The organism is Psychrobacter sp. Ps6 (assembly GCF_022129235.1).
Classification (GTDB): Bacteria; Pseudomonadota; Gammaproteobacteria; order Pseudomonadales; family Moraxellaceae; genus Psychrobacter.
This window is the reverse complement of sequence record NZ_JADQAI010000003.1, coordinates 241,103-260,188: the sequence shown is the minus strand read 5'-3', so window position 1 is coordinate 260,188 and position 19,086 is coordinate 241,103. Positions and strand designations below refer to the sequence as shown.

The 19,086-nt window shown below is 43.9% G+C and carries 17 protein-coding genes; 6 read left to right on the top strand and 11 right to left on the bottom strand.

The features are described 5' to 3' along the window. Positions 1-275 precede the first annotated feature (275 nt). Positions 276-1,574: a hemolysin family protein gene (locus I3255_RS05365; protein WP_238037788.1), complete on the bottom strand. Its 1,299-nt coding sequence runs from the start codon at positions 1,572-1,574 to the stop codon at positions 276-278. Positions 1,575-2,103: 529 nt separating this feature from the next. Between I3255_RS05365 and yajC the strand changes: the two genes are divergently transcribed. The 6 genes from yajC to I3255_RS05335 all read left to right on the top strand — a co-directional run bounded on the left by yajC (position 2,104) and on the right by I3255_RS05335 (position 8,765). Beyond that, a complete protein-coding gene (gene yajC / locus I3255_RS05360) occupies positions 2,104-2,382 on the top strand; it encodes a preprotein translocase subunit YajC (protein WP_058024991.1) in 279 nt (92 codons plus the stop codon). Between the two features lie 367 nt (positions 2,383-2,749). Continuing rightward, positions 2,750-4,627 (top strand): protein translocase subunit SecD, encoded by a 1,878-nt coding sequence (gene secD / locus I3255_RS05355; protein WP_238037598.1) that lies wholly within the window; start codon positions 2,750-2,752, stop codon positions 4,625-4,627. Positions 4,628-4,636: 9 nt separating this feature from the next. Continuing rightward, a complete protein-coding gene (secF, locus tag I3255_RS05350) occupies positions 4,637-5,899 on the top strand; it encodes a protein translocase subunit SecF (protein WP_238037596.1) in 1,263 nt (420 codons plus the stop codon). Between the two features lie 234 nt (positions 5,900-6,133). Then, entirely contained in the window at positions 6,134-7,543 is a 1,410-nt protein-coding gene (locus I3255_RS05345; protein ID WP_238037594.1) for an MATE family efflux transporter, read from the top strand. Between the two features lie 141 nt (positions 7,544-7,684). Beyond that, positions 7,685-8,416: an AzlC family ABC transporter permease gene (locus tag I3255_RS05340; protein ID WP_238037592.1), complete on the top strand. Its 732-nt coding sequence runs from the start codon at positions 7,685-7,687 to the stop codon at positions 8,414-8,416. Then, positions 8,406-8,765 carry an AzlD domain-containing protein gene (locus I3255_RS05335; RefSeq protein ID WP_238037591.1) on the top strand — a complete coding sequence of 120 codons (360 nt, stop codon included), beginning with the start codon at positions 8,406-8,408 and terminating at the stop codon, positions 8,763-8,765. Before I3255_RS05340 ends, I3255_RS05335 begins: the two co-directional genes overlap by 11 nt. A gap of 121 nt (positions 8,766-8,886) precedes the next feature. On the opposite strand, the gene purF is transcribed toward I3255_RS05335, so the two are convergent. The 10 genes from purF to zapE all read right to left on the bottom strand — a co-directional run bounded on the left by purF (position 8,887) and on the right by zapE (position 19,006). Then, the gene (gene purF, locus I3255_RS05330) at positions 8,887-10,422 is read right to left on the bottom strand and encodes an amidophosphoribosyltransferase (protein ID WP_238037589.1); all 1,536 of its coding nucleotides are present in this window, start codon (positions 10,420-10,422) and stop codon (positions 8,887-8,889) included. 207 nt (positions 10,423-10,629) lie between these two features. Continuing rightward, positions 10,630-11,127, bottom strand: coding sequence for a CvpA family protein (locus I3255_RS05325; protein ID WP_238037587.1), 498 nt, complete (start codon positions 11,125-11,127; stop codon positions 10,630-10,632). A gap of 30 nt (positions 11,128-11,157) precedes the next feature. After that, complete coding sequence (locus I3255_RS05320; protein ID WP_238037585.1) at positions 11,158-12,192, bottom strand: quinone-dependent dihydroorotate dehydrogenase; 1,035 nt, start codon at positions 12,190-12,192, stop codon at positions 11,158-11,160. A 224-nt stretch (positions 12,193-12,416) separates the two neighbouring features. Further along, positions 12,417-12,818, bottom strand: a complete 402-nt coding sequence (locus tag I3255_RS05315) for a hypothetical protein (RefSeq protein ID WP_238037584.1) — start codon at positions 12,816-12,818, stop codon at positions 12,417-12,419. Positions 12,819-13,099: 281 nt separating this feature from the next. Further along, entirely contained in the window at positions 13,100-13,669 is a 570-nt protein-coding gene (gspM, locus tag I3255_RS05310; RefSeq protein ID WP_238037581.1) for a type II secretion system protein GspM, read from the bottom strand. A 33-nt stretch (positions 13,670-13,702) separates the two neighbouring features. Beyond that, positions 13,703-14,998 carry a type II secretion system protein GspL gene (gspL, locus tag I3255_RS05305; protein WP_238037579.1) on the bottom strand — a complete coding sequence of 432 codons (1,296 nt, stop codon included), beginning with the start codon at positions 14,996-14,998 and terminating at the stop codon, positions 13,703-13,705. 154 nt (positions 14,999-15,152) lie between these two features. Then, the gene (locus I3255_RS05300; RefSeq protein ID WP_238037577.1) at positions 15,153-15,611 is read right to left on the bottom strand and encodes a phosphoglycerate mutase family protein; all 459 of its coding nucleotides are present in this window, start codon (positions 15,609-15,611) and stop codon (positions 15,153-15,155) included. A gap of 60 nt (positions 15,612-15,671) precedes the next feature. Then, positions 15,672-16,988 (bottom strand): NAD(P)H-dependent glycerol-3-phosphate dehydrogenase, encoded by a 1,317-nt coding sequence (locus I3255_RS05295; RefSeq protein WP_238037575.1) that lies wholly within the window; start codon positions 16,986-16,988, stop codon positions 15,672-15,674. A 123-nt stretch (positions 16,989-17,111) separates the two neighbouring features. Then, positions 17,112-17,771, bottom strand: coding sequence for a nitroreductase (locus I3255_RS05290; RefSeq protein WP_238037573.1), 660 nt, complete (start codon positions 17,769-17,771; stop codon positions 17,112-17,114). Positions 17,772-17,905: 134 nt separating this feature from the next. Then, entirely contained in the window at positions 17,906-19,006 is a 1,101-nt protein-coding gene (zapE, locus tag I3255_RS05285; protein WP_238037572.1) for a cell division protein ZapE, read from the bottom strand. Positions 19,007-19,086 lie beyond the last annotated feature (80 nt).

Sequence of the window (19,086 nt, the reverse complement as noted above, 5' to 3'; positions counted from 1 at the left end):
ACTATTTCCGTTATTGTCATATATTGGTTATTGTCATATATTGGCAAGGAGCGTCTTTATAGCATCTAGTTTAGCAGTATATTGGTATAAGCGTACTCATATAATAGGCTGAGCCTATCATTGAATTCTCACAGCCGTGTGACACCCTGTGTAATTATTGCGAACATAAAAGCACAGGATGCCCACAAAAGCCGTTCTTTGAATCGAAGGTTATTATATCCTCTGATTTCAACAACTTTGGTCGTGATAATAGCAATAGCATGCAATCGATAACGCTAAAATTTGTTTTCACTATTGCTGTCTTCATACTGCTCATCATCACTGAGTTTCATACCCAAACGCTCTACGCGTCTGTCCATCATCTGTCGAGCTAAGGCCTGCATGTCTTCCACGCGATCTATCTCATCGACAATCTCAAGACCTAATAATGTTTCAAAGACATCTTCTAACGTGACCAACCCTTTGACTTCACCGTATTCGCCAACCGTAATTGCGATATGAATACGGTTTTTTAGCATAAGCTCCAACAGATCAAACAATTTCATTTTAGAAAATACAAACGTAATGTCTCTTTTGAACTGCGTCAAAGGCTTGTGCATGGCATGATTGACTTTGGCCAACAGCATGTCAGTTTTTAAAACAAAACCAGTAATGTTATCTAGATCACCATCATAAATCGGCAGTCGAGAAAACGTGAGCTTTGGACGATCAACCAATAACTCAGCCACTGTTTTGTTTTCTTCAAATGCGAGCATCACCGAACGCGGGGTCATGATGTCTTCGACTTTAATCGCGCCAAATGCAAGCAAGTTACGAATGATACGAGATTCTAATGGGTCAATTTGTCCTGACTCTTCACCGATACTAGCAAGCGCAGCAAACTCACGACGGCTAAAGGCTTGTGGTTCTTTGCCACGTACCAGCAGTTTCGTTAGCCGCTCCGAAATCCAAATAAGCGGATAAAGCAGCAAGATGATACCGCGCACGAAATAAGCGACCATACCACTTAACTGACGCCAATATACCGTTCCAAGTGTCTTTGGGATAATCTCAGATAAAAATAAGATGGCAAGCGTCATAATGGCAGAAAATAGCCCAAACCAAGCACTACCAAACACAATCGTAGCCTGAGCACCCGCTCCGATAGAGCCAAGTGTATGGGCAACGGTATTCAACGTTAAAATAGCGGCTAACGATTGATCAATATTATCGACCTTTAAGCGTCTTAGCATATTTGCTTTTTTTGGATTGTGTTCTTGAACATCCGCAATATAGGATGGCGTCATGCTCAGTAATGCGGCCTCTGATAAAGAGCACACAAATGAGATACCGATAGCAACAGCCACAAAAAATATCAATAATGCTACGTTAAGTGCGGTTGGTGCTGCTGCTGCAGTTGGTGTTGCTACAGCACCAGCTGCCCATACTGCCTGCGGTAGCATAAGAATTGCCAATGCAGATAGTGCTGACAAAGAAGTATAACCAAATCGAGAACTAGTAGTCATTCTCGGGGGAGGTTCTGCAGATGCGTCTTTACGATGAGCACGCGGACGACATAAACGAGGTACAAACATAAAAGTGGTGAACAAGTTAGGTAACCTAAAAAGAGAAAAGGGAATATGTTATAACGAGCAAACCATGTAGATTGACAATGTGATATAGAGTATCGATGAATCAATATTCATAGTCGCTCAAAGCTGACTTAGTCACTGTTTTAAAGCGATATTGTGCTTCTACAGACAGCATACTAAATGCAGGCAATCATTGCCATTTGATAGTAGCATTGATGATACCAATGCACAATAAGTCGCTATTTTTAAGTTTTTATTTTTTGGCACTTTTTATTGTTGCGTTTTGCCTCCATACTCATTATTAGTCAACGCCCTCTTCGGCTTGTCATTTGGTATTTTATCTTTGCTGATTTGAACCTATTGAAGCGTGAATCCTTGGCTGAGTAGTATCTGACTGTATTTGACGTCAAGTTAGCATGACATAGCACTAAGAAAAACGTGCCCCGTCTATGATTAACAGTTACCAAGTCTAGGATTTTTTGTTACTATGCGTCTAATTTTGCTTTTACCTATCCTTTATTGAGAGAGAAATATGGAACAGTTCGGTCAACTTATATTGCCTGTTGCCTTTTTTGCTATTTTTTACTTTCTGGTTATCCGTCCACAGTCTAAACGTACCAAAGAGCACCGTGCAATGGTCAACGCATTGACTGCTGGCAACGAAATCATCTTTGCTGGTGGCTTGATGGGTCGTATTAAAGCGATAGAGGGCGATTATGCCGTCGTAAGCTTAAACAACAACACTGATGTAAAAGTACAACGTGCTTCTGTTATTTCAGTATTGCCTGCTGGCACGATCGAAAGCGTCTAATCGAAAACGTTTAATTATTACTGAGCTTTATCGGTAATAATTTAATGGTTGTATCACCACTGGGTGCAATGACCAAATAATGACCGTATATCATTTACGGTCATTTTTCGCTATTAAGGTACGGCTGCTATATAAGCTAGTCTAGCCTGTAGATATATCGACTTTGCCTGTTTCGCCAATGATATTTTTGGTGACTGGGTAAAGATACGTCTGTATTATTTGCTTTACTGTTTTATGTTTTACTATCACCGCGGATGATCGCAATGAAGCCTGCTCAATATGGCAGTCGACCATTGCTGTCGCTAACTTCCCATCTGCTAACTTGTGGCTCACGTCGCCAGTCGTTTATCAACTTAAAGAAGTGATTATGCAATATCCCGCTTGGAAATACTTACTTATTGCCGTCGTGCTCATCATTGCCGGTCTATATGCTGCTCCTAACTTATACCCTGACGAACCTGCCGTGCAAATTACGAGCGCAGCAGCAGGTACGCAATTGTCTGAAGGTATCTTGACCCAGTCTCAAAGCTTACTCGAAGAGGCAGGTCTAGAGAATCATAATGGTACGTTTGAGGGCAACAGTGCACTGGTACGTCTTAACAACCCAGTTGATCAGCTAAAAGCGCAAGAAGTACTACGTCAAAACTTGGGTGAGGACTATGTGGTCGCTCTCAACTTAGCACAAACGACCCCGCAGTGGCTGCGTGATATCGGTGCCAGACCGATGAAACTTGGCCTTGATCTACGTGGTGGTGTACGTTTTGTACTAGAAGTCGATATGGACAAAGCGCTTGAACAGCGCTTGAACAGTGCCAGTCGCGATATGCGACGTGAGCTACGTGCTGAGCGAGTGGCGATTAAAGGTATAAAAACCGAAGATCGCGGCGTTGTATTACATTTTGCTGATACAGATACGCGTAATCGCGCGCAAAACATTTTGCAAGGCTCGATGAGCAATACTTTCAACTTACAGTCTTCTATTGATAACCAAGGCCCTGCATTGGTATTGTCATACAACGATGTCACGCTTGACGAAATCAATAGCTATGCGGTCAATCAGAACTTAACAACGCTACGTAATCGTATTGCTGAGCTGGGTGTGACTGAAGCACTAGTACAATCTCAAGGCTCTAGTCGTATCGTGGTTGAGCTGCCTGGCGTACAAGATACTGCTGAGGCAAAACGTGTCCTTGGCCGTACTGCCAATCTCGAGTTCCGTATGGTGGCAGAAGACGCTGATACCTATACAGGCGGTATTACTCCAGCAGGTACTGAAGCATTCCCATTTGAGACACTCGATGGTCCGCCAGTATTGCTAGATCGCCAAGCGATTGTCACGGGTGATAAAGTGACCAATGCACAGACTGGCCTAGATGAAAGTGGTCTACCGGAAGTAAGTATTACCTTGGACAGTGCTGGCGGCAAGCTAATGCAAAACGCCACTCGCACCGCTGTTGGTAAACAGATGGCTGTATTGTTCATTGAAAACAAGCAGAGAATCACTTACGAAGAAGATCCAGCGACTGGTGAGACGACTGAAGTACGCACGCCTTACGCTGAAACCAAAGTCATCAACCGCGCTAACATTCAAGCGGTACTGGGTTCATCTTTCCGTATTACTGGTCTTGATAGCACTGCTGAAGCCGCTGAGCTTGCGCTATTGCTACGCTCAGGTGCACTTGCCGCACCGATGTACTTTGTAGAAGAACGCACCATCGGCCCATCATTGGGTCAAGAAAATATCGATAAAGGCTTATTCTCTACGCAGGTCGGCTATCTCTTAGTCTTTGCATTTATGATTATTTTCTATCGCTTGTTCGGTGTGATTGCCAACGTGGCATTGGCAGTGAACGTTATTATCATTATTGCAATTATGTCAATTTTGGGTTCGTCACTGACGCTACCCGGTATTGCTGGTATCGTCTTGACCATTGGTATGGCGGTTGATGCCAACGTACTGATCTTTGAGAGGATACGAGAAGAGATCGCAAATGGTGTACGGCCAAAATCCGCCATCGTGGCAGGTTTTGATCGGGCATTTAGTAGTATTTTTGATGCCAACATTACAACCTTATTGGTCGCGTTTATCCTATTTGCGATTGGTACAGGTCCGATTAAAGGCTTTGCGGTTACGCTAGCTATTGGTATTGTCAGCTCACTGTTCACCGCCATTTTGGTGACGCGTGCACTGGTACAAATTGCTTATGGTAAGCGTAAATCCATCAAAAGTCTGAGCATCGGTTAGGAGAACATTATGGCGATCGAAAATAATAACCCTTTAGAACAGCAGAATAACCCTGATCGAAATGGCTCAAACGGTGATGCGACTACTACAAGTACCCGCCGCCGCAACAAACCACGCCGTGATGGTAAAGGTAGCAATACCAAAACCAACAACCCGACTACAGCGAAATCTGGTAAAAGTAGTAGCCGTCGTGGTGGTAAAGGCCAAGCTGGTAAAGACAATCAAGCACTCACGACCACTGTTGATCCTAATCTAGTGTCAAGCGACGCCGCTGATGATGCTGCCGCAGTCGCTGAAGGTGGCATTAAAGCCATTGGCAATCAACGTATCATTCCATTTATGAAGATAGAAAAGCCAATGGCGTTGCTATCTTTGTTTATGGTGATCGGTAGTATCATTGCTATTGCCGTCAACGGTCTGAACTTAGGTCTTGATTTTACTGGTGGTGTCTCAGCAGACATTCGTTATGAGCAGCCTGTCGAACAGGTTGCCGTTGTACAAGCACTGGCAGATAATGGTTTTGATGATGCGGTTGTACAGTATTTAGGTACGCGTGAAGAGTTACTCGTACGTTTGCCGCCCCAGTCTGATAATGTGAACGGGCTGAATACTGACCTAACTCAAGCATTAGCGTTACCTAATAATACCGCTACTATCAGTAACGTTAATATTATTGGTAGCCAAGTGGGTAACGAGATTTATCTAAACTCAGTTATGGCATTGGTGTTGGCATTGGTTTGTATGCTTGGTTATGTTGCCTTACGATTCCAGTTCAAACTATCGCTAGGTGCCGTATTATCGCTATTTCACGATGCAGTGGTGACCATTGGTGTATTTGCGCTATTTGGCTTCCCATTTGACTTAACGGTATTGGCTGCTGTTTTGGCATTGATTGGTTATTCATTGAACGACACGATTGTTGTTTATGACCGTATCCGCGAAAACTTCCGCCGTGTCCGTGGTATTACCCCAGAGCAGACGATTGACTTATCTTTGACTGAAACCCTACGCCGTACCATTATGACCATCTCAACGGTTTTATTGGTCGTCTTGGCCATGTTATTCTTGGGCGGTGAAGGGCTATACTGGTTCTCGGTCGCATTATTTATTGGTTTGCTGGCAGGTACGTATTCATCGACCTATATCGCAAGCTCGATTCCATTGCGTATGGGTCTATCGCGTGATGACTTTATTGTGAAAGTGAAACCAGAGTTCGAAGAAGAGATTGTCACTTTTAATGATCCAAAGATGTTTGAACAAGACAATGTCTAATAGAAGTTACTAAAAAAATAATGCACTAACCTAGTGTGTTATGAAGCTTAAAATCATCACTTGTTAAATGCGAACGATGATTGAACAAAGGCACCTGACTCGTGAATAGTGAGTCTAGGTGCTTTTGTCTTTATAGCTATTTTGCCTCACATATCAACCGTATCGCACTGCTGTTTTGCCACAGATTAAATAATATATTGCCCTCTTTATCGCCTCAGTATAAACGAGCCAACAATGTCAGCGAATTCCTCAATACCTAATGCCATGCCGCCTATCGATACAAGCTATAGGCGTATCATTGCGATTGCACTGCCTGTACTACTCGCCAATCTCGCCATGCCATTACAAAGTGTTATCGATACGGCCATTGTGGGCAATATGAATGAGACTGCCAAACTTGCTGGTATGGGCTTAGCGATACAGCTGCTATCTTTGTTACTTGTCAGCTTTAACTTTCTGCAATATGCCTCGTCTGGACTGTCCGCACAAGCATTAGGACAGCTGTCCAATCATGCTGATAACAACAACCATAATGCGACAACAGCCTCACCGTTACTGTCTATTTTACAGCGCGCGTTGTTATTAGCCTTCTTAATCGGCGCAGTCTTGCTATTGGCCAAACCGTGGCTGATCGATGTTGGTTTACAGGCATTATCTGCCAATCCTGAGAGTGGTCTCGCGGCCAAAACTTACTTAGATGTCCGCTTTTGGGGCGTCATAGCCGAGCTGATGAATTTTGCGTTTATCGGTTGGTTTGCAGGACAAGGTAAAACGCGATACATGCTCTACCAGCAAGGGTTTATCGCTGTCCTCAACATTGTGCTGACCTTGTTTTTTGTGTTTATCATGCAAATGGGATTGGTCGGTGTGGCGCTGGGTACGACCATTGCATTTTGGTTAGGCGTATTATTGGCATTGTGGCTCAGTCGTTATCATTTAAAAATATCTTGGGCCGCGTTATTCAAAGCTGATCGTCAATACTTGACAAAAGAGAAGATACTTAGGCTATTTTCTTTAAATAAAGATATTTTCGTACGCACCCTTATCTTAACGCTCAGTTTTGCTTGGATTACTCGACTGTCTGCCCAAAGTGGCGATGTTATACTGGCAGCCAACGCTATTTTATTACAAGTACTAAGCATCTCAGCCTTTGCGCTTGATGGCGTTGCAGTCTCTGCTGAGACCTTGAGCGGACAAGCCGCTGGTCGACGTGATTGGCCGCGTTTTCGTACTATCATCAAACGCACAGGCGTCGTCAGCTATGGGCTTGCCGTTATGTTGAGTGCTATCTGGTGGCTTGCAATGCCAACTTATCTAGATTTTATGACCAATATTGAATCGGTGTTTGCCCTCGCCTATGAGTACCACCTATATGCAGTGTTGCTACCCCTCGTGGGTGTTGGAGCCTACTGGTTGGATGGTATATTTTTTGGTTTGACAGCAGGCAATGTGATTCGTAATGCCGCACTGATATTAGCTGCTGTTTTCTTTCCGTTGAGCTGGCTGCTTTATCAGCAATGGGATATGACCGGTATTTGGCTGAGTGTATGGTGCTTACTGCTATTGAGGCTAATTATATTGGGCGGATTTTTGTACCGTGCTCATCAATCAGGCAGTTATGAGAGGCTACAACTAGAGGCTTAAGCATTTTTTATTGTACAGCCACTGGTCACACAGTCATTTATCATACAGCCATTACATACCATTTTGACGCAATACAGTGTTTATTTTTAAGTGTAAAACAATCCGTTTATAAAAATAGTGTAAGAAAATTTAGGATGCCATGTGACCACTCATTCAAACGAACTCAGTCATCAACAAGAACGCACTCACGATTGGGCTGAGGGCTTCAAAAAAAGTTTGCCCGTTGCGATGGGATATCTGCCTGCCGGTATTGCCTTTGGTGTACTGGCACAAGTTGCTGGTATTCCTGTATGGGCAACGATTATGCTCAGTATTGTGCTCTATGCTGGAGCGGCTCAATATGCTTGTTTGCCAATGCTAAGCGCTGGTCTGCCGATTGGTAATATCGCAACCAATATCGCCGCCATTAATTTACGCCACGTGTTTTATGGTATGCCATTATTGCAATATCTACCAAAAAATAAACTGGCAAAAACGTATTGCTTATTTGCCCTGACTGACGAGACTTTTTCAGTCATGACCAGTTTGCCAAATGAGTCACGACAAACGCTCATACTTCCTATTAGCTTATTTAACCAAAGTTGGTGGGTGCTCGCGAGTGGTATTGGCGTGATGATTGGAAGTACGCTTAGTGATTTGGTGCCGCATTTGGATTTTGCTTTAGTTTGTCTGTTTGCAATTTTGGCGTATGAACAATTCCAAAGTATCAAACGTTATTTTCCTGTTGGTATCGCTGTCATTGGCTTGATTGTCGCATCTTTATTTACTAGCGATTGGTTATTATTGGCGGCTATCACTATTTGTATGCTGATGATTTTGGTACGTGGATTTTGGATGCAGCGTCATGAAATAGGAGAATCTCATGACCAGTAGTTATCTTATTTTTGCGACGCTTGCCATGGCAGCGGTGACGTTTATTACTCGTGCGTTACCAGCCCTAATCCCTAGAAAGCTACTAGATACGCCTTGGCTACACCGACTGAACGAGAGCCTTCCCCTATCGGTAATGGTCTTACTTATCTTGACCAGTCTGTCATATCAGAACTTGCCAGTGGATATTGCCTTGAGTGATCCTGAGCTACATCTGTTAATGGCCCAGGTTTGTGCGCTTATACTGGTACTTTTTATTTATCATATTAGCCGCCAGCTATTGGTCAGCATGGTCGTTGGTATTGCCGCGATCAATGGTTTTGTCTGGATATTTACCAATTTTTTAACTTAACAGCAGCCTACCTTATACCAACACTCAGTATTAATTTTACTGGTATTTTTGGCAAAAAAAACTGGACTCTATTAAGAGTCCAGCTTTTCATTCTCAAGCAATATATTTATTGCTATCTGGCTTAAAGCTCTTCAACACCCATCATATCAACTGGAGTATCAGCCACTATCTGCACGCCTTTTTTACCAGTCTTGGCCGTATCATTACGCTGCTCTTGCAAGTGATCAAGATACGCTTCATTGATTTGACCAGTAATGTAACAGCCGTTAAATACAGCACAATCAAACCCTTCGACTCTGCTGTGCTTGGTATCTTTGACGGCATCGATCAAATCGTCTAGGTCTTGGAAGATCAAACGGTCAGCGCCAATGATCTCACGTACTTCCTCTACACTATTGCCTGAAGCAATCAGCTCGGTACGCACTGGCATATCAATGCCATATACGTTTGGAAATTTCACTGGCGGCGCAGCACTCGCAAAAAACACCTTATTAGCACCTGCATCACGCGCCATTTGAATGATCTCATGACACGTCGTACCACGAACAATTGAATCATCAACCAATAGTACGTTTTTACCTTTAAACTCTAACGGCACCGCACTTAGCTTTTGACGAACGGATTTTTTGCGCTGCTGCTGACCTGGCATGATAAACGTACGACCGATATAACGGTTTTTCATAAACCCTTCACGGTACTTGACGTTCATTTTTAGCGCCAGCTCCATCGCTGAAGTACGTGACGTATCTGGAATCGGGATAACCACATCAATATCATGATCTTCGCCCCACTCTGCAAGGATTTTGTCAGCCAATTTTTCACCCATACGTAGGCGTGATTTATAAACTGAGATATTATCCATAATAGAATCTGGACGGGCAAAGTAAACATACTCAAAGATACAAGGCGTATATTCTTTTGGCGCTACGCATTGATGCGTGTGTAGCTTATGGTTCAAATCAATAAAGATCGCCTCACCTGGTTTTACATCACGAACGATCGTGAAGCCAGAACCTGTTAATGCGACTGATTCAGAGGCGACCATATACTCGGTGCCACCGTTTTCTGCCATACGTTTACCAAAGATAAGCGGACGGATACCATTTGGATCGCGGAACGCTAGTAGTCCATGACCGGTAATCAAGGCCACAACGCCATAAGCACCTTCACAGCGTCTATAGACGGCTTTTACCGCTTCAAAGATGTCATCGGATGTTGGATGCGTCTTACCTAGATTTTGCATCTCATGTGCGAGCACGTTCAGCAGCACTTCAGAATCTGAATCGGTATTGAGGTGGCGACGATCTTCAATATACAAAGATTTGGCAAGACTCTCAGCATTGGTCAAGTTACCATTGTGCGCAAGCGTAATACCATAAGGTGAGTTAACATAAAATGGCTGAGCTTCAGCGCTACTAGAAGTACCAGCGGTTGGGTAACGAACATGACCGATACCAAATTTACCGACCAGCTTCATCATGTGACGATTCATAAAGACGTCACGTACCATACCGTTTTCTTTACGTAGGTAAAGTCGACCATCTTGCAAAGTGACAATACCTGCTGCATCTTGCCCGCGATGCTGTAGCATCGTTAAACCGTCATAAAGTATCTGATTGACTGGCTCATGAGCTGCAACTCCAATGACTCCACACATATAGCTATATCCTATTTTAACTCACACATTAGTACGACAATAACGGCAAAGCTGCAGACAGTATGTGGCTAAAATTACGCACTGTCGTCCACCGCTAACCTGATGATTTTGTAAGAAACTTCATGATAATTTTTGATCATCTGTTTTCAATGATCAGTGACACATGCAAACGTTTAGAAGTATAAAAAGAATTAGAACAATAGAAAATTACGACTGATTGACTTGATCCCAAGCCATCCCCAACACATCTGATACCAATGCTTTACCCATAGGCGCATAAGGTAGCAGCTCAGGGGCCAACACTGAGGTTTGCCATTGCGGCATTTGTACTAGTAATGGCGCACTCACACTTAAAACAACCAATACCATCAGTATATTTTTGGCAGCACCAAGCACCCCGCCTGCCATTTTATCGACCACACTCAAGCGTAGGGTTTTGAGCACACCTGAGAATACAAAAGCCACCAAGTGCATAACTGCCAATATCACAATCACCACTAGCAAAAAGGCCATCGCCATTTGCAGCACTGGGCTTTGCACGATACCAGATAATTGAGGCGACACCGATCCTGCGAGCCGAGTCGCAGCGATAAGAGCGATAAACCAGCCTACTAAGCCCACAGCTGTTTTGATCAGGCCAACTTGAAAGCCGCGCCACAAACCAATCAAGACAACAATAGCAATCACAATATCTAGACCGCTCATATTTTGCGCCTCACCATCTTATTCATTTGACTAGCTTTCCATGGCATCATAATAGCCACCGATTGCTTGAATACAAGACTGTACTAGCCCAGGTCCTCTATATATAAGACCTGTATAGAGCTGTACCATGTCTGCACCTGCTTCGATTTTTTTGACGGCTTTGGCACCGCTATCGATGCCACCCACACCTATCAAAGCAACTTTACCATCTAGCTGATCAGAGAACTGTTGTAAAATTTGGGTACTAATGTGGCTCACCGGACGACCTGACAAGCCGCCCATTTGATCGCCATCACGCAAGTCTTCGACACCCACGCGGCTCAGTGTCGTATTGGTTGCAATCAAACCGTCAATTTCAAAGTCTAATAATTGCTGTGAGATATAGTCAACTTGCAGTGGCTCTAGATCAGGCGCAACCTTGAGCACCAATGGCACATAAAAACCATATTCGGTGGCTAGTTGACTGTGACGGTTTTTAATCGTATCCATCAGCTGGGCCAAAGCCTCACCACTTTGCAAGTCACGTAAATTTTTGGTGTTTGGTGATGAGATATTTACCGTGATATACGAGGCATGTGGGTATACACGTTCTAAGCAATACACATAATCGTCTGCGGCTTGCTCTACTGGTGTATCAGCATTTTTACCAATGTTGATACCGATATTGCCTTTGTATTTGCAGCGTTTGACATTATCAATCAGATAATCAACGCCTTCATTGTTAAAGCCCATACGATTGATGATGGCATCTGCTTGCTTGATTCTAAACAGTCTTGGCCTATCGTTGCCTGCTTGCGGTCTTGGCGTGACCGTACCTACCTCTATAAAACCAAAACCCAGCTCAGCCAGTGCGTCAATATAATCACCGTTTTTGTCCAGTCCTGCTGCCAGACCCACTGGATTAGAGAACTGCAATCCCATACAGTCAGTAGGCTGCATCGACTGACCATACGCCAAACCTAAAACACGCGCTTTGTGTGCTTTATCCAATAAAGACAAAGTCATCTCATGGGCGTGTTCGGGATCCATATTAAACAAAAAAGGACGAAGTAAGGCATAAGACATAGTGATGGCGAACCCTGCTCGAAAGAAATAGTGGATAGATAATATGAATGAAATCAGGCGGAGCGATTATATCAGCTTAACAGAAACAAGAGCAAAGTTTCACACGGTAAATTTCCACATTTAACCCGCCATCAGCGCATATAAGTATTTATTAAATAGTAACAATAGTTCACCATCTTTTAAGCTCAGCTGAATCAACAGCGATAAACAACTACGGCATCGTATTAAGGCACTGGGCGGCCGTCAGTGAGTGCAATCCAACCACGTATGATTCGATATAAATGCCAGATAAAGGTAAATATCACAATCAACAGACCAAAGCCACCCAGTAATGTCGAACCAATAGCGATATTGCCACTGTCAGCTAGCATACTCACGCCAAAACCACCTAAAGCAAAAGCTGTGATGACAATACCGATAATAAACCAAACGATACTGTACCAAAACGTTTTGATTTGCCAATCAAAATGCGTAGATAACCATGTGCCATCAGCATCGTGGCGCTTGGCATAATTCATCACAATCGGCACGATCCACAGCAGACCAGCGGTAAAATAGCTAATCACATATAAGAAATAAGTGATGTGATTATAAATGGTTAAAGAACGGCGCTTATCGTTGCTCATACTGTCACTCATTGGTTTGCGTTGTCCTTACTGGTCAGTAATATTGTCTGCTGAAAACTATGCTCATCAGTATCGTTATGAAGAAAGTGCTGTATGCTAAATATCTATCGTTAGCAGTGACTAGTAAATATTTAATGGTGACAGATAAAAGGCTTTTCAATGACATTTAACTCAAAACGCCATTTGAAAAGCGAGTTACCGATAAATTGGATTGGAACATATCATGTTCTGTTACTTATATTCTACTATTAAGCTCATACCTGCCACTAAACCGTATCGAGTTATAAAGTGACAGTGGCTTGCACTTGGATAGATTTATTCGTTAGGTCTTGCTGCATGGATAACTGCGTGAACTGCCAACCTTGCTGCTCTAACTTGCCAAGAGCGGTACTTACGACAGCCTGACTGGGGTGGATAAAGCTTAACTGCACCGAATCACCAGCCGCAACGACCTGAGCATCTATAATTCCTGTGGTATTTAGCAGCGCACTAATGCGATTGGCAGGCGGCATGTCAGCCTCTCCATTAGCATTATTGTTAGTACTTAATGCATTACTATCGATATTACCTGCTTGCGCCCGTAACCAAAAATAATCAGCCACTTGTTCCTGATAATCATTTTTGCTCTCTTTTGCCGCTTGATGAATGCTATAACCGCCATAACCACCGATAAACATCAGCAAAAATACGGACAGTATAGCTAGCGCTAATTGATCACGTGGCGGTAGCGCTTGCCAGCGCGTTGATAGCACATCTTGGTAACTGCTCATACGCTCTGAGAATGCGTGCGTTTTGGTATTGGTTGCAGAGACAGCTGCACTGCGTTTGGTACGGCGCTGTAATCGTTTCATGTTGTGACCTTTTCTTACCAATACTCTGATGAATTATGATGCTGCTGGAGTGTTCACCGTATCGCTGTTTTCCACCACATCCACAGTGACCTGAGCACTAAATTGACCTTGATCATTACTACTCACTTGCGCAAGCTTGGCATTCAAACCTTGCGCTACTAGCGTGCTCGTGAATTGATCCAAACTGCCACGATCAGGAGCAATGAGCGTAAAACTGAGTACAGATGGCTGCATCACTAGCGTCTGTGCACGCAATGAAGATTGTTTGATTAAAGGGGATATCTTTGACAGCGCTGCCATGTGTGATGCAGGTGCTTGGCTGTCACTAAGCAGTTTTGGTTGTAATTGTACTTGGAGCTTGGTTCGGGTACTGAGCGGCTCATCAGCGAACCAAGATTGATATTGCGCAGCTATCTCAGTCTTGGTGGCAGCTGTTGCCTCATTATACTTGTACCACTGCACCCCATCGGTTGCCATCTGTAGTACTAAAGCCGATAACGCAACCATCATTGCTACCCGTAAATACGGTGATAACTGTGAGTCGGTTGATTTGATAAAGAAGTTCAGCGCATGACGTTCAGGATTATCAATAGGTGCTGGCGCCGTGGGCAAGCTCGTTAATAACAGCTGGTGATCGGCGATCAGCGCTTTCGTTTGCGCCATAGAACTGATTGTCGCTGATGTTGCTGGGATATCATTGATGCCCATACTATCCATTTCATTAGCGGCTAAATCACTAATAGCAAGGCTATTGGTTTCAATAGAATTCAGCAACATCACTTCGCTTAAGTGTGGAAAGTGATCAAAGATCAACGGCAAATAGCTGACACCCATACCTTGGCGCAATGATTGGCGCAATAGCAGAGTATGCTTGTCTTGATACAACGTCACTTGCTGACCTGCACCTTCTTCTGGTGGTGGTAGTAATAAGAAGTCTGGCAGTAGTGCCACTATATTCATACCCACGAGCTGAGCACTCTGCTGCCATGCCTCAATATCGCTTTGTGCCAATGCGTACAGCTGCGTCGTCTCAGCATGGCTCAACTGGCGAATAACCAATTGCTCAACTGGCGTTAGGGAGGTTTCTTCAAACAAATACTGCTTACCACTATTACCCAGCTGCTTGAGCTGAGCAGTATTAAGCGCTGTGTCTACTTGTAATACATGACTTGAGGGGAAATATAAACAAATTGCCTTTTGGCCATTGGATTTATGATGACCATAGATAGTTTGTAGCTGTTGCCAACCATCAACCGTCTGCCATTGCTGTACATCTTCGTGCCAAACAGCTAGCGGGCTATGCTGTGCTCGTAACCAAACATGTAACACTAAACGTGTCCTCGATTATTGCTGCGGTTATAAAAGTACTATGATGAAGCAGTGCTACTATTCAAAAGGATTTATTCATTTTATCTGCTGGGCCAATCGCTTGATTGGTATGATTGCCTCACTCTGAATTCATCCTATCTAAGAAATGGCTAGCCTAGTATGGTTGGTCAGGTACAAAACGATCCACTTCTGTGGCCATCCCAGTCATGACAAACTCCATTTCAAACACTCTGGCTTCTGCCAAAGAAAATGACTCAGGATAATCACCGGTCAACAAACCTGCGATATAAGCGACGATCGACATATGACAAACAATAACCAGACATTTTGCATCAATACTCGCAATATCCATTAAAGCCTGACGGGCATCATCAGATGGCGTGATATTGTCCTGCACTGTTGAAGGTACGTTTGGCATTCGTGACTGAAATGCAGCCAGCGTCTGCTGTGCCCTATCATAAGGACTGACAATAAAACGATCTGGATGATAGTGTGTGGTCACATACTCTGCCGTCTGTGCCGCTTGCTGTTGACCAAAGTCAGTCAGCTGACGCGCACTATCTGGACGCGTCTCATCTTCGGCTTGACCATGACGTACTAATATAATTTTCATAACCTTCCTTGGTGCGCGGAGTTAGCACTGTCTCTCAACAGTGCCTTTTAATAGAACATCTTACTTATCGGCATCGCTATTTTTACTTTTGGCATCGGCTTTGGTATTGTCTTTAGCGCTGTTACTTGAGTTTTTCATATGAGCGGTAAGCGCAGCATTACTATGGTCATGCGCCATCACAAACTCAACATCACTACGGAATCCCGCTTCCATCAAATGTAGTGCCACGCCAAGCGCTGCTTTATCTTCATAAATGACCGCATAGAGCGCGTGGGTGATAGGCATATAGATGCCCGCTTTGGTGGCTTTTTCGTGGACCTGCTGAATGGTATTTACCCCTTCAGCAGTTTGACCCAGTTTTTTGACTGCGGCATCAATACTCATGCCGCGACCGAGCATATTACCAATACGATAGTTGCGGCTTAGCTCTGAGCTACAAGTGGCATATAGATCCCCTACTCCTGACAAACCTAAAAAGGTCAGCGGATTGGCTCCCTCTTCGACACCGAAACGACTCATTTCTGCCAAGGCACGAGTAAGGATCATTGCTTTGGTATTTTCACCCACTTCATAAGCAGCTGCCATACCCATGGCGATGGCATAGATGTTTTTGAGCGCGCCGCCAAGCTCGACACCGCGTACATCATCACTCGCGAACACTCTAAAGAAGGCGCTGTGTAGGGCCGCTTGGACCGCATGACGCAATGGCTCAGACTCACTTGCAATCACCGTGGCAGACGGCATGTTTTTCATGATTTCTATAGCAAGGTTTGGCCCTGACATGACACCGAAATTCACTTCAGGCAACACTTCTTTAATAATGTCGCTCATCATGGCAAAGGTATCTTTCTCCATTCCTTTGGTCAACGATACGATAGACTGCCCGCTGATTAAAGGCGCAATGTTTTTTACCGTTTCGCGAAAAGCCAATCCCGGCACGGCGATAAAAATAATATCTTTGTCTTTGACGGTAGCCGCCAGATCATGACTGTATTTCAAACGGTCATCAAGCTTGTAGCCAGGCAGATATTTTTTATTGGTTTGAGTTTTTGCCATCGCTTTCACGGTACGTTTATTACGTACCCACAGCGTAGCATCGCAGCCATTACGCGCAGCCAAATTTGCCATTGCCGTACCAAAGCTACCACCACCTAAAAACGCCAAACGCAGCTTGGTAGGGTTGCTGTGAATCTCTGCCATGTCTTTTGCGACTGCTGATTCAACTGGACTGGGCGTTGATTTTTTACGACCGATGCCTGACTTACTTGCACGCTCTAAGATACCTGCCAACATACCGTTTTGTTTTTCAGGCGTATTGTTGCCCGCCTCATTGTTAGCGCTGTTGTTATCTTTATTGCTATCGTTAGGACTTGTCATGTTCTTTTATCCATGTTGACTGACTTATTCTCAATAGAAGCTACTGTTCCCAGATATTTCCGATACTCGGGCCCGCGGTCTTTTTGAGGTAATAATTTTACCAAGAGACAACACCGAGTCAAATTATGACTCGAAGCGTACTAACGGCTCGATATCAATAGGTTTGCGTTTGGATTCATCTTTTGGACTAGTGCCAGTATAAACAAAAGCGGTCACATAATCATCTGGACCCACATCAAAATAAGCTTTTACCGCAGGCTCATTACATAACAGTCCAGTACGCCACACCGTACTAAATCCCTGGGCTTTGAGTGCCAGTATCAAATTTTGCACAGCAGCACCGGCACTTAGCATTTGCTCAAAGGGTGGCACTTTTTTATGTTCTTGCATTTGCGTCACGACCGTTATGATAACAGGCGCTCGGAGCGGCATGGTATGGGTTTTTTTGATGGTTTTCTCAGACAACTCTTCGCCATCTTTGAGCGCTTTTTCTTTTACTGCGGCTACCAAGGCGTTACCTAACTCGTGACGTGCCTCCCCTTGGGTCACAATAAAGCGCCATGGACGCAGTTTTTTGTGATCGGGCGCTGTCGCTGCACACTCAATAGCAGACTCGATTTGATCCCGCGTTGGGGCTGGTGTATCCAAATTGCCCATGCTGCGTCTTGAATTAATCCAACCGATCAGCTCTTCACTGCTAGCTGAGACATCATTTGCGGCTACATTTTTAACAGGCAGTTTATTGTCCTGTGACGCTTGGTTATTTTCATCTGTTGTAGTCATTGTCTGTCCTTATTTATTATTATTTATTTCTTTTCACGAACTACTTTTAAATCTGATACTTGTCATTGAAAATACTAAGCACCGAATGCTAAAAAACATTTAAGCTGTAGCAATGCCGTTTTAAAAAACATCCACTACGCAGCATCTTCGACACGGTGATCCATGCGTAGATAGTCTTCTGACTGCATCTCAAGCAAGCGCGAACGGGTACGTTCAATCTCAAACGCTAGCTTTTCCCCTTGATACAAGTCCAAAATCGATTGCTCTGCGCGTACCAACAGTTTTACACGGCGATCATAAAACTCATCAACCAGATAAATAAAACGGCGCGTTGGATCACGCAAATCATCATTTAAGGCGGGTACTGAATCAACTAATACCGTGCTGAACTGTTTTGCAAGTTCAATAAAATCAGATGCCGAGCGCGGTGCCATGCATAAATGTCGAAAATCGCAAAACAAGATATCTTCGGTACGCGCGTTGACTTTGACTTCGCGGCCATTGATAGTAATTGGCTCATTGCTGATTCTTTGATTATTAGACAAGCTGGCAAAGCGGTTGGCTAGCCAGTGATGGTTGGCTTTGGTCATTGGTGATTCATACAACTCTGCTTGCTGAAGCACGCGCAGACGATAATCAATACCGGAATCGATATTCATCACTGTCGTATGGCTCTCAACCTCTGCAATGGCTGGTAAAAAACGGTCACGGTGCAAACCATCTTTGTATAAACCAGACGGCTCAATGTTTGACGTAGCAACCAAGGTAATACCGCGATTAAACAGCATGGTAAATAAATCACCCAAAATCATGGCATCAGAGACGTTAGAAACAAAGAACTCATCAAAACAGATAATGACCGCTTCTTTATAAATAATATCGGCGACTTTTTCGAGTGGATCACTTTCGCCTTGGAGTTTATTCAATTCTTGATGAACACGCTGCATAAAATGATGGAAATGCAGACGCATTTTGCGCTCAATGGTCAATGAATCATAAAACATATCCATCATCCACGTCTTGCCGCGACCGACACCGCCCCACATATATAATCCAGTTGGTGCGACAGGCTTGGATTTCAAAAATCCAAAGAACCCTTTCTTTTGCGGTGCGCTATTGATGAGCTGATGGTAGATCTCATCAAGATAACTCATGGCCTGAAACTGCTGCTTATCCCGAGTAAACTCATCTGTACTGACGGCTTTCTCGTAACGTTGCAATGGAGATAAACTCATAATACGACTCATCGTTGGATTAAATAAATATCAAAATATTGTGGTGGCTAATTGCTACCCTAAAACATGAATTAGCGGTT

What these genes read in the sequence shown, in the direction of transcription:
- I3255_RS05365 (WP_238037788.1), bottom strand. Translation starts at nt 1,574, where the DNA reads ATGTTTGTACCTCGTTTATGTCGTCCGCGTGCTCATCGTAAAGACGCA.
- yajC (WP_058024991.1), top strand. Translation starts at nt 2,104, where the DNA reads ATGGAACAGTTCGGTCAACTTATATTGCCTGTTGCCTTTTTTGCTATT.
- secD (WP_238037598.1), top strand. Translation starts at nt 2,750, where the DNA reads ATGCAATATCCCGCTTGGAAATACTTACTTATTGCCGTCGTGCTCATC.
- secF (WP_238037596.1), top strand. Translation starts at nt 4,637, where the DNA reads ATGGCGATCGAAAATAATAACCCTTTAGAACAGCAGAATAACCCTGAT.
- I3255_RS05345 (WP_238037594.1), top strand. Translation starts at nt 6,134, where the DNA reads ATGTCAGCGAATTCCTCAATACCTAATGCCATGCCGCCTATCGATACA.
- I3255_RS05335 (WP_238037591.1), top strand. Translation starts at nt 8,406, where the DNA reads ATGACCAGTAGTTATCTTATTTTTGCGACGCTTGCCATGGCAGCGGTG.
- purF (WP_238037589.1), bottom strand. Translation starts at nt 10,422, where the DNA reads ATGTGTGGAGTCATTGGAGTTGCAGCTCATGAGCCAGTCAATCAGATA.
- I3255_RS05325 (WP_238037587.1), bottom strand. Translation starts at nt 11,127, where the DNA reads ATGAGCGGTCTAGATATTGTGATTGCTATTGTTGTCTTGATTGGTTTG.
- I3255_RS05320 (WP_238037585.1), bottom strand. Translation starts at nt 12,192, where the DNA reads ATGTCTTATGCCTTACTTCGTCCTTTTTTGTTTAATATGGATCCCGAA.
- I3255_RS05315 (WP_238037584.1), bottom strand. Translation starts at nt 12,818, where the DNA reads ATGAGCAACGATAAGCGCCGTTCTTTAACCATTTATAATCACATCACT.
- gspM (WP_238037581.1), bottom strand. Translation starts at nt 13,669, where the DNA reads ATGAAACGATTACAGCGCCGTACCAAACGCAGTGCAGCTGTCTCTGCA.
- I3255_RS05300 (WP_238037577.1), bottom strand. Translation starts at nt 15,611, where the DNA reads ATGAAAATTATATTAGTACGTCATGGTCAAGCCGAAGATGAGACGCGT.
- I3255_RS05295 (WP_238037575.1), bottom strand. Translation starts at nt 16,988, where the DNA reads ATGACAAGTCCTAACGATAGCAATAAAGATAACAACAGCGCTAACAAT.
- I3255_RS05290 (WP_238037573.1), bottom strand. Translation starts at nt 17,771, where the DNA reads ATGACTACAACAGATGAAAATAACCAAGCGTCACAGGACAATAAACTG.
- zapE (WP_238037572.1), bottom strand. Translation starts at nt 19,006, where the DNA reads ATGAGTTTATCTCCATTGCAACGTTACGAGAAAGCCGTCAGTACAGAT.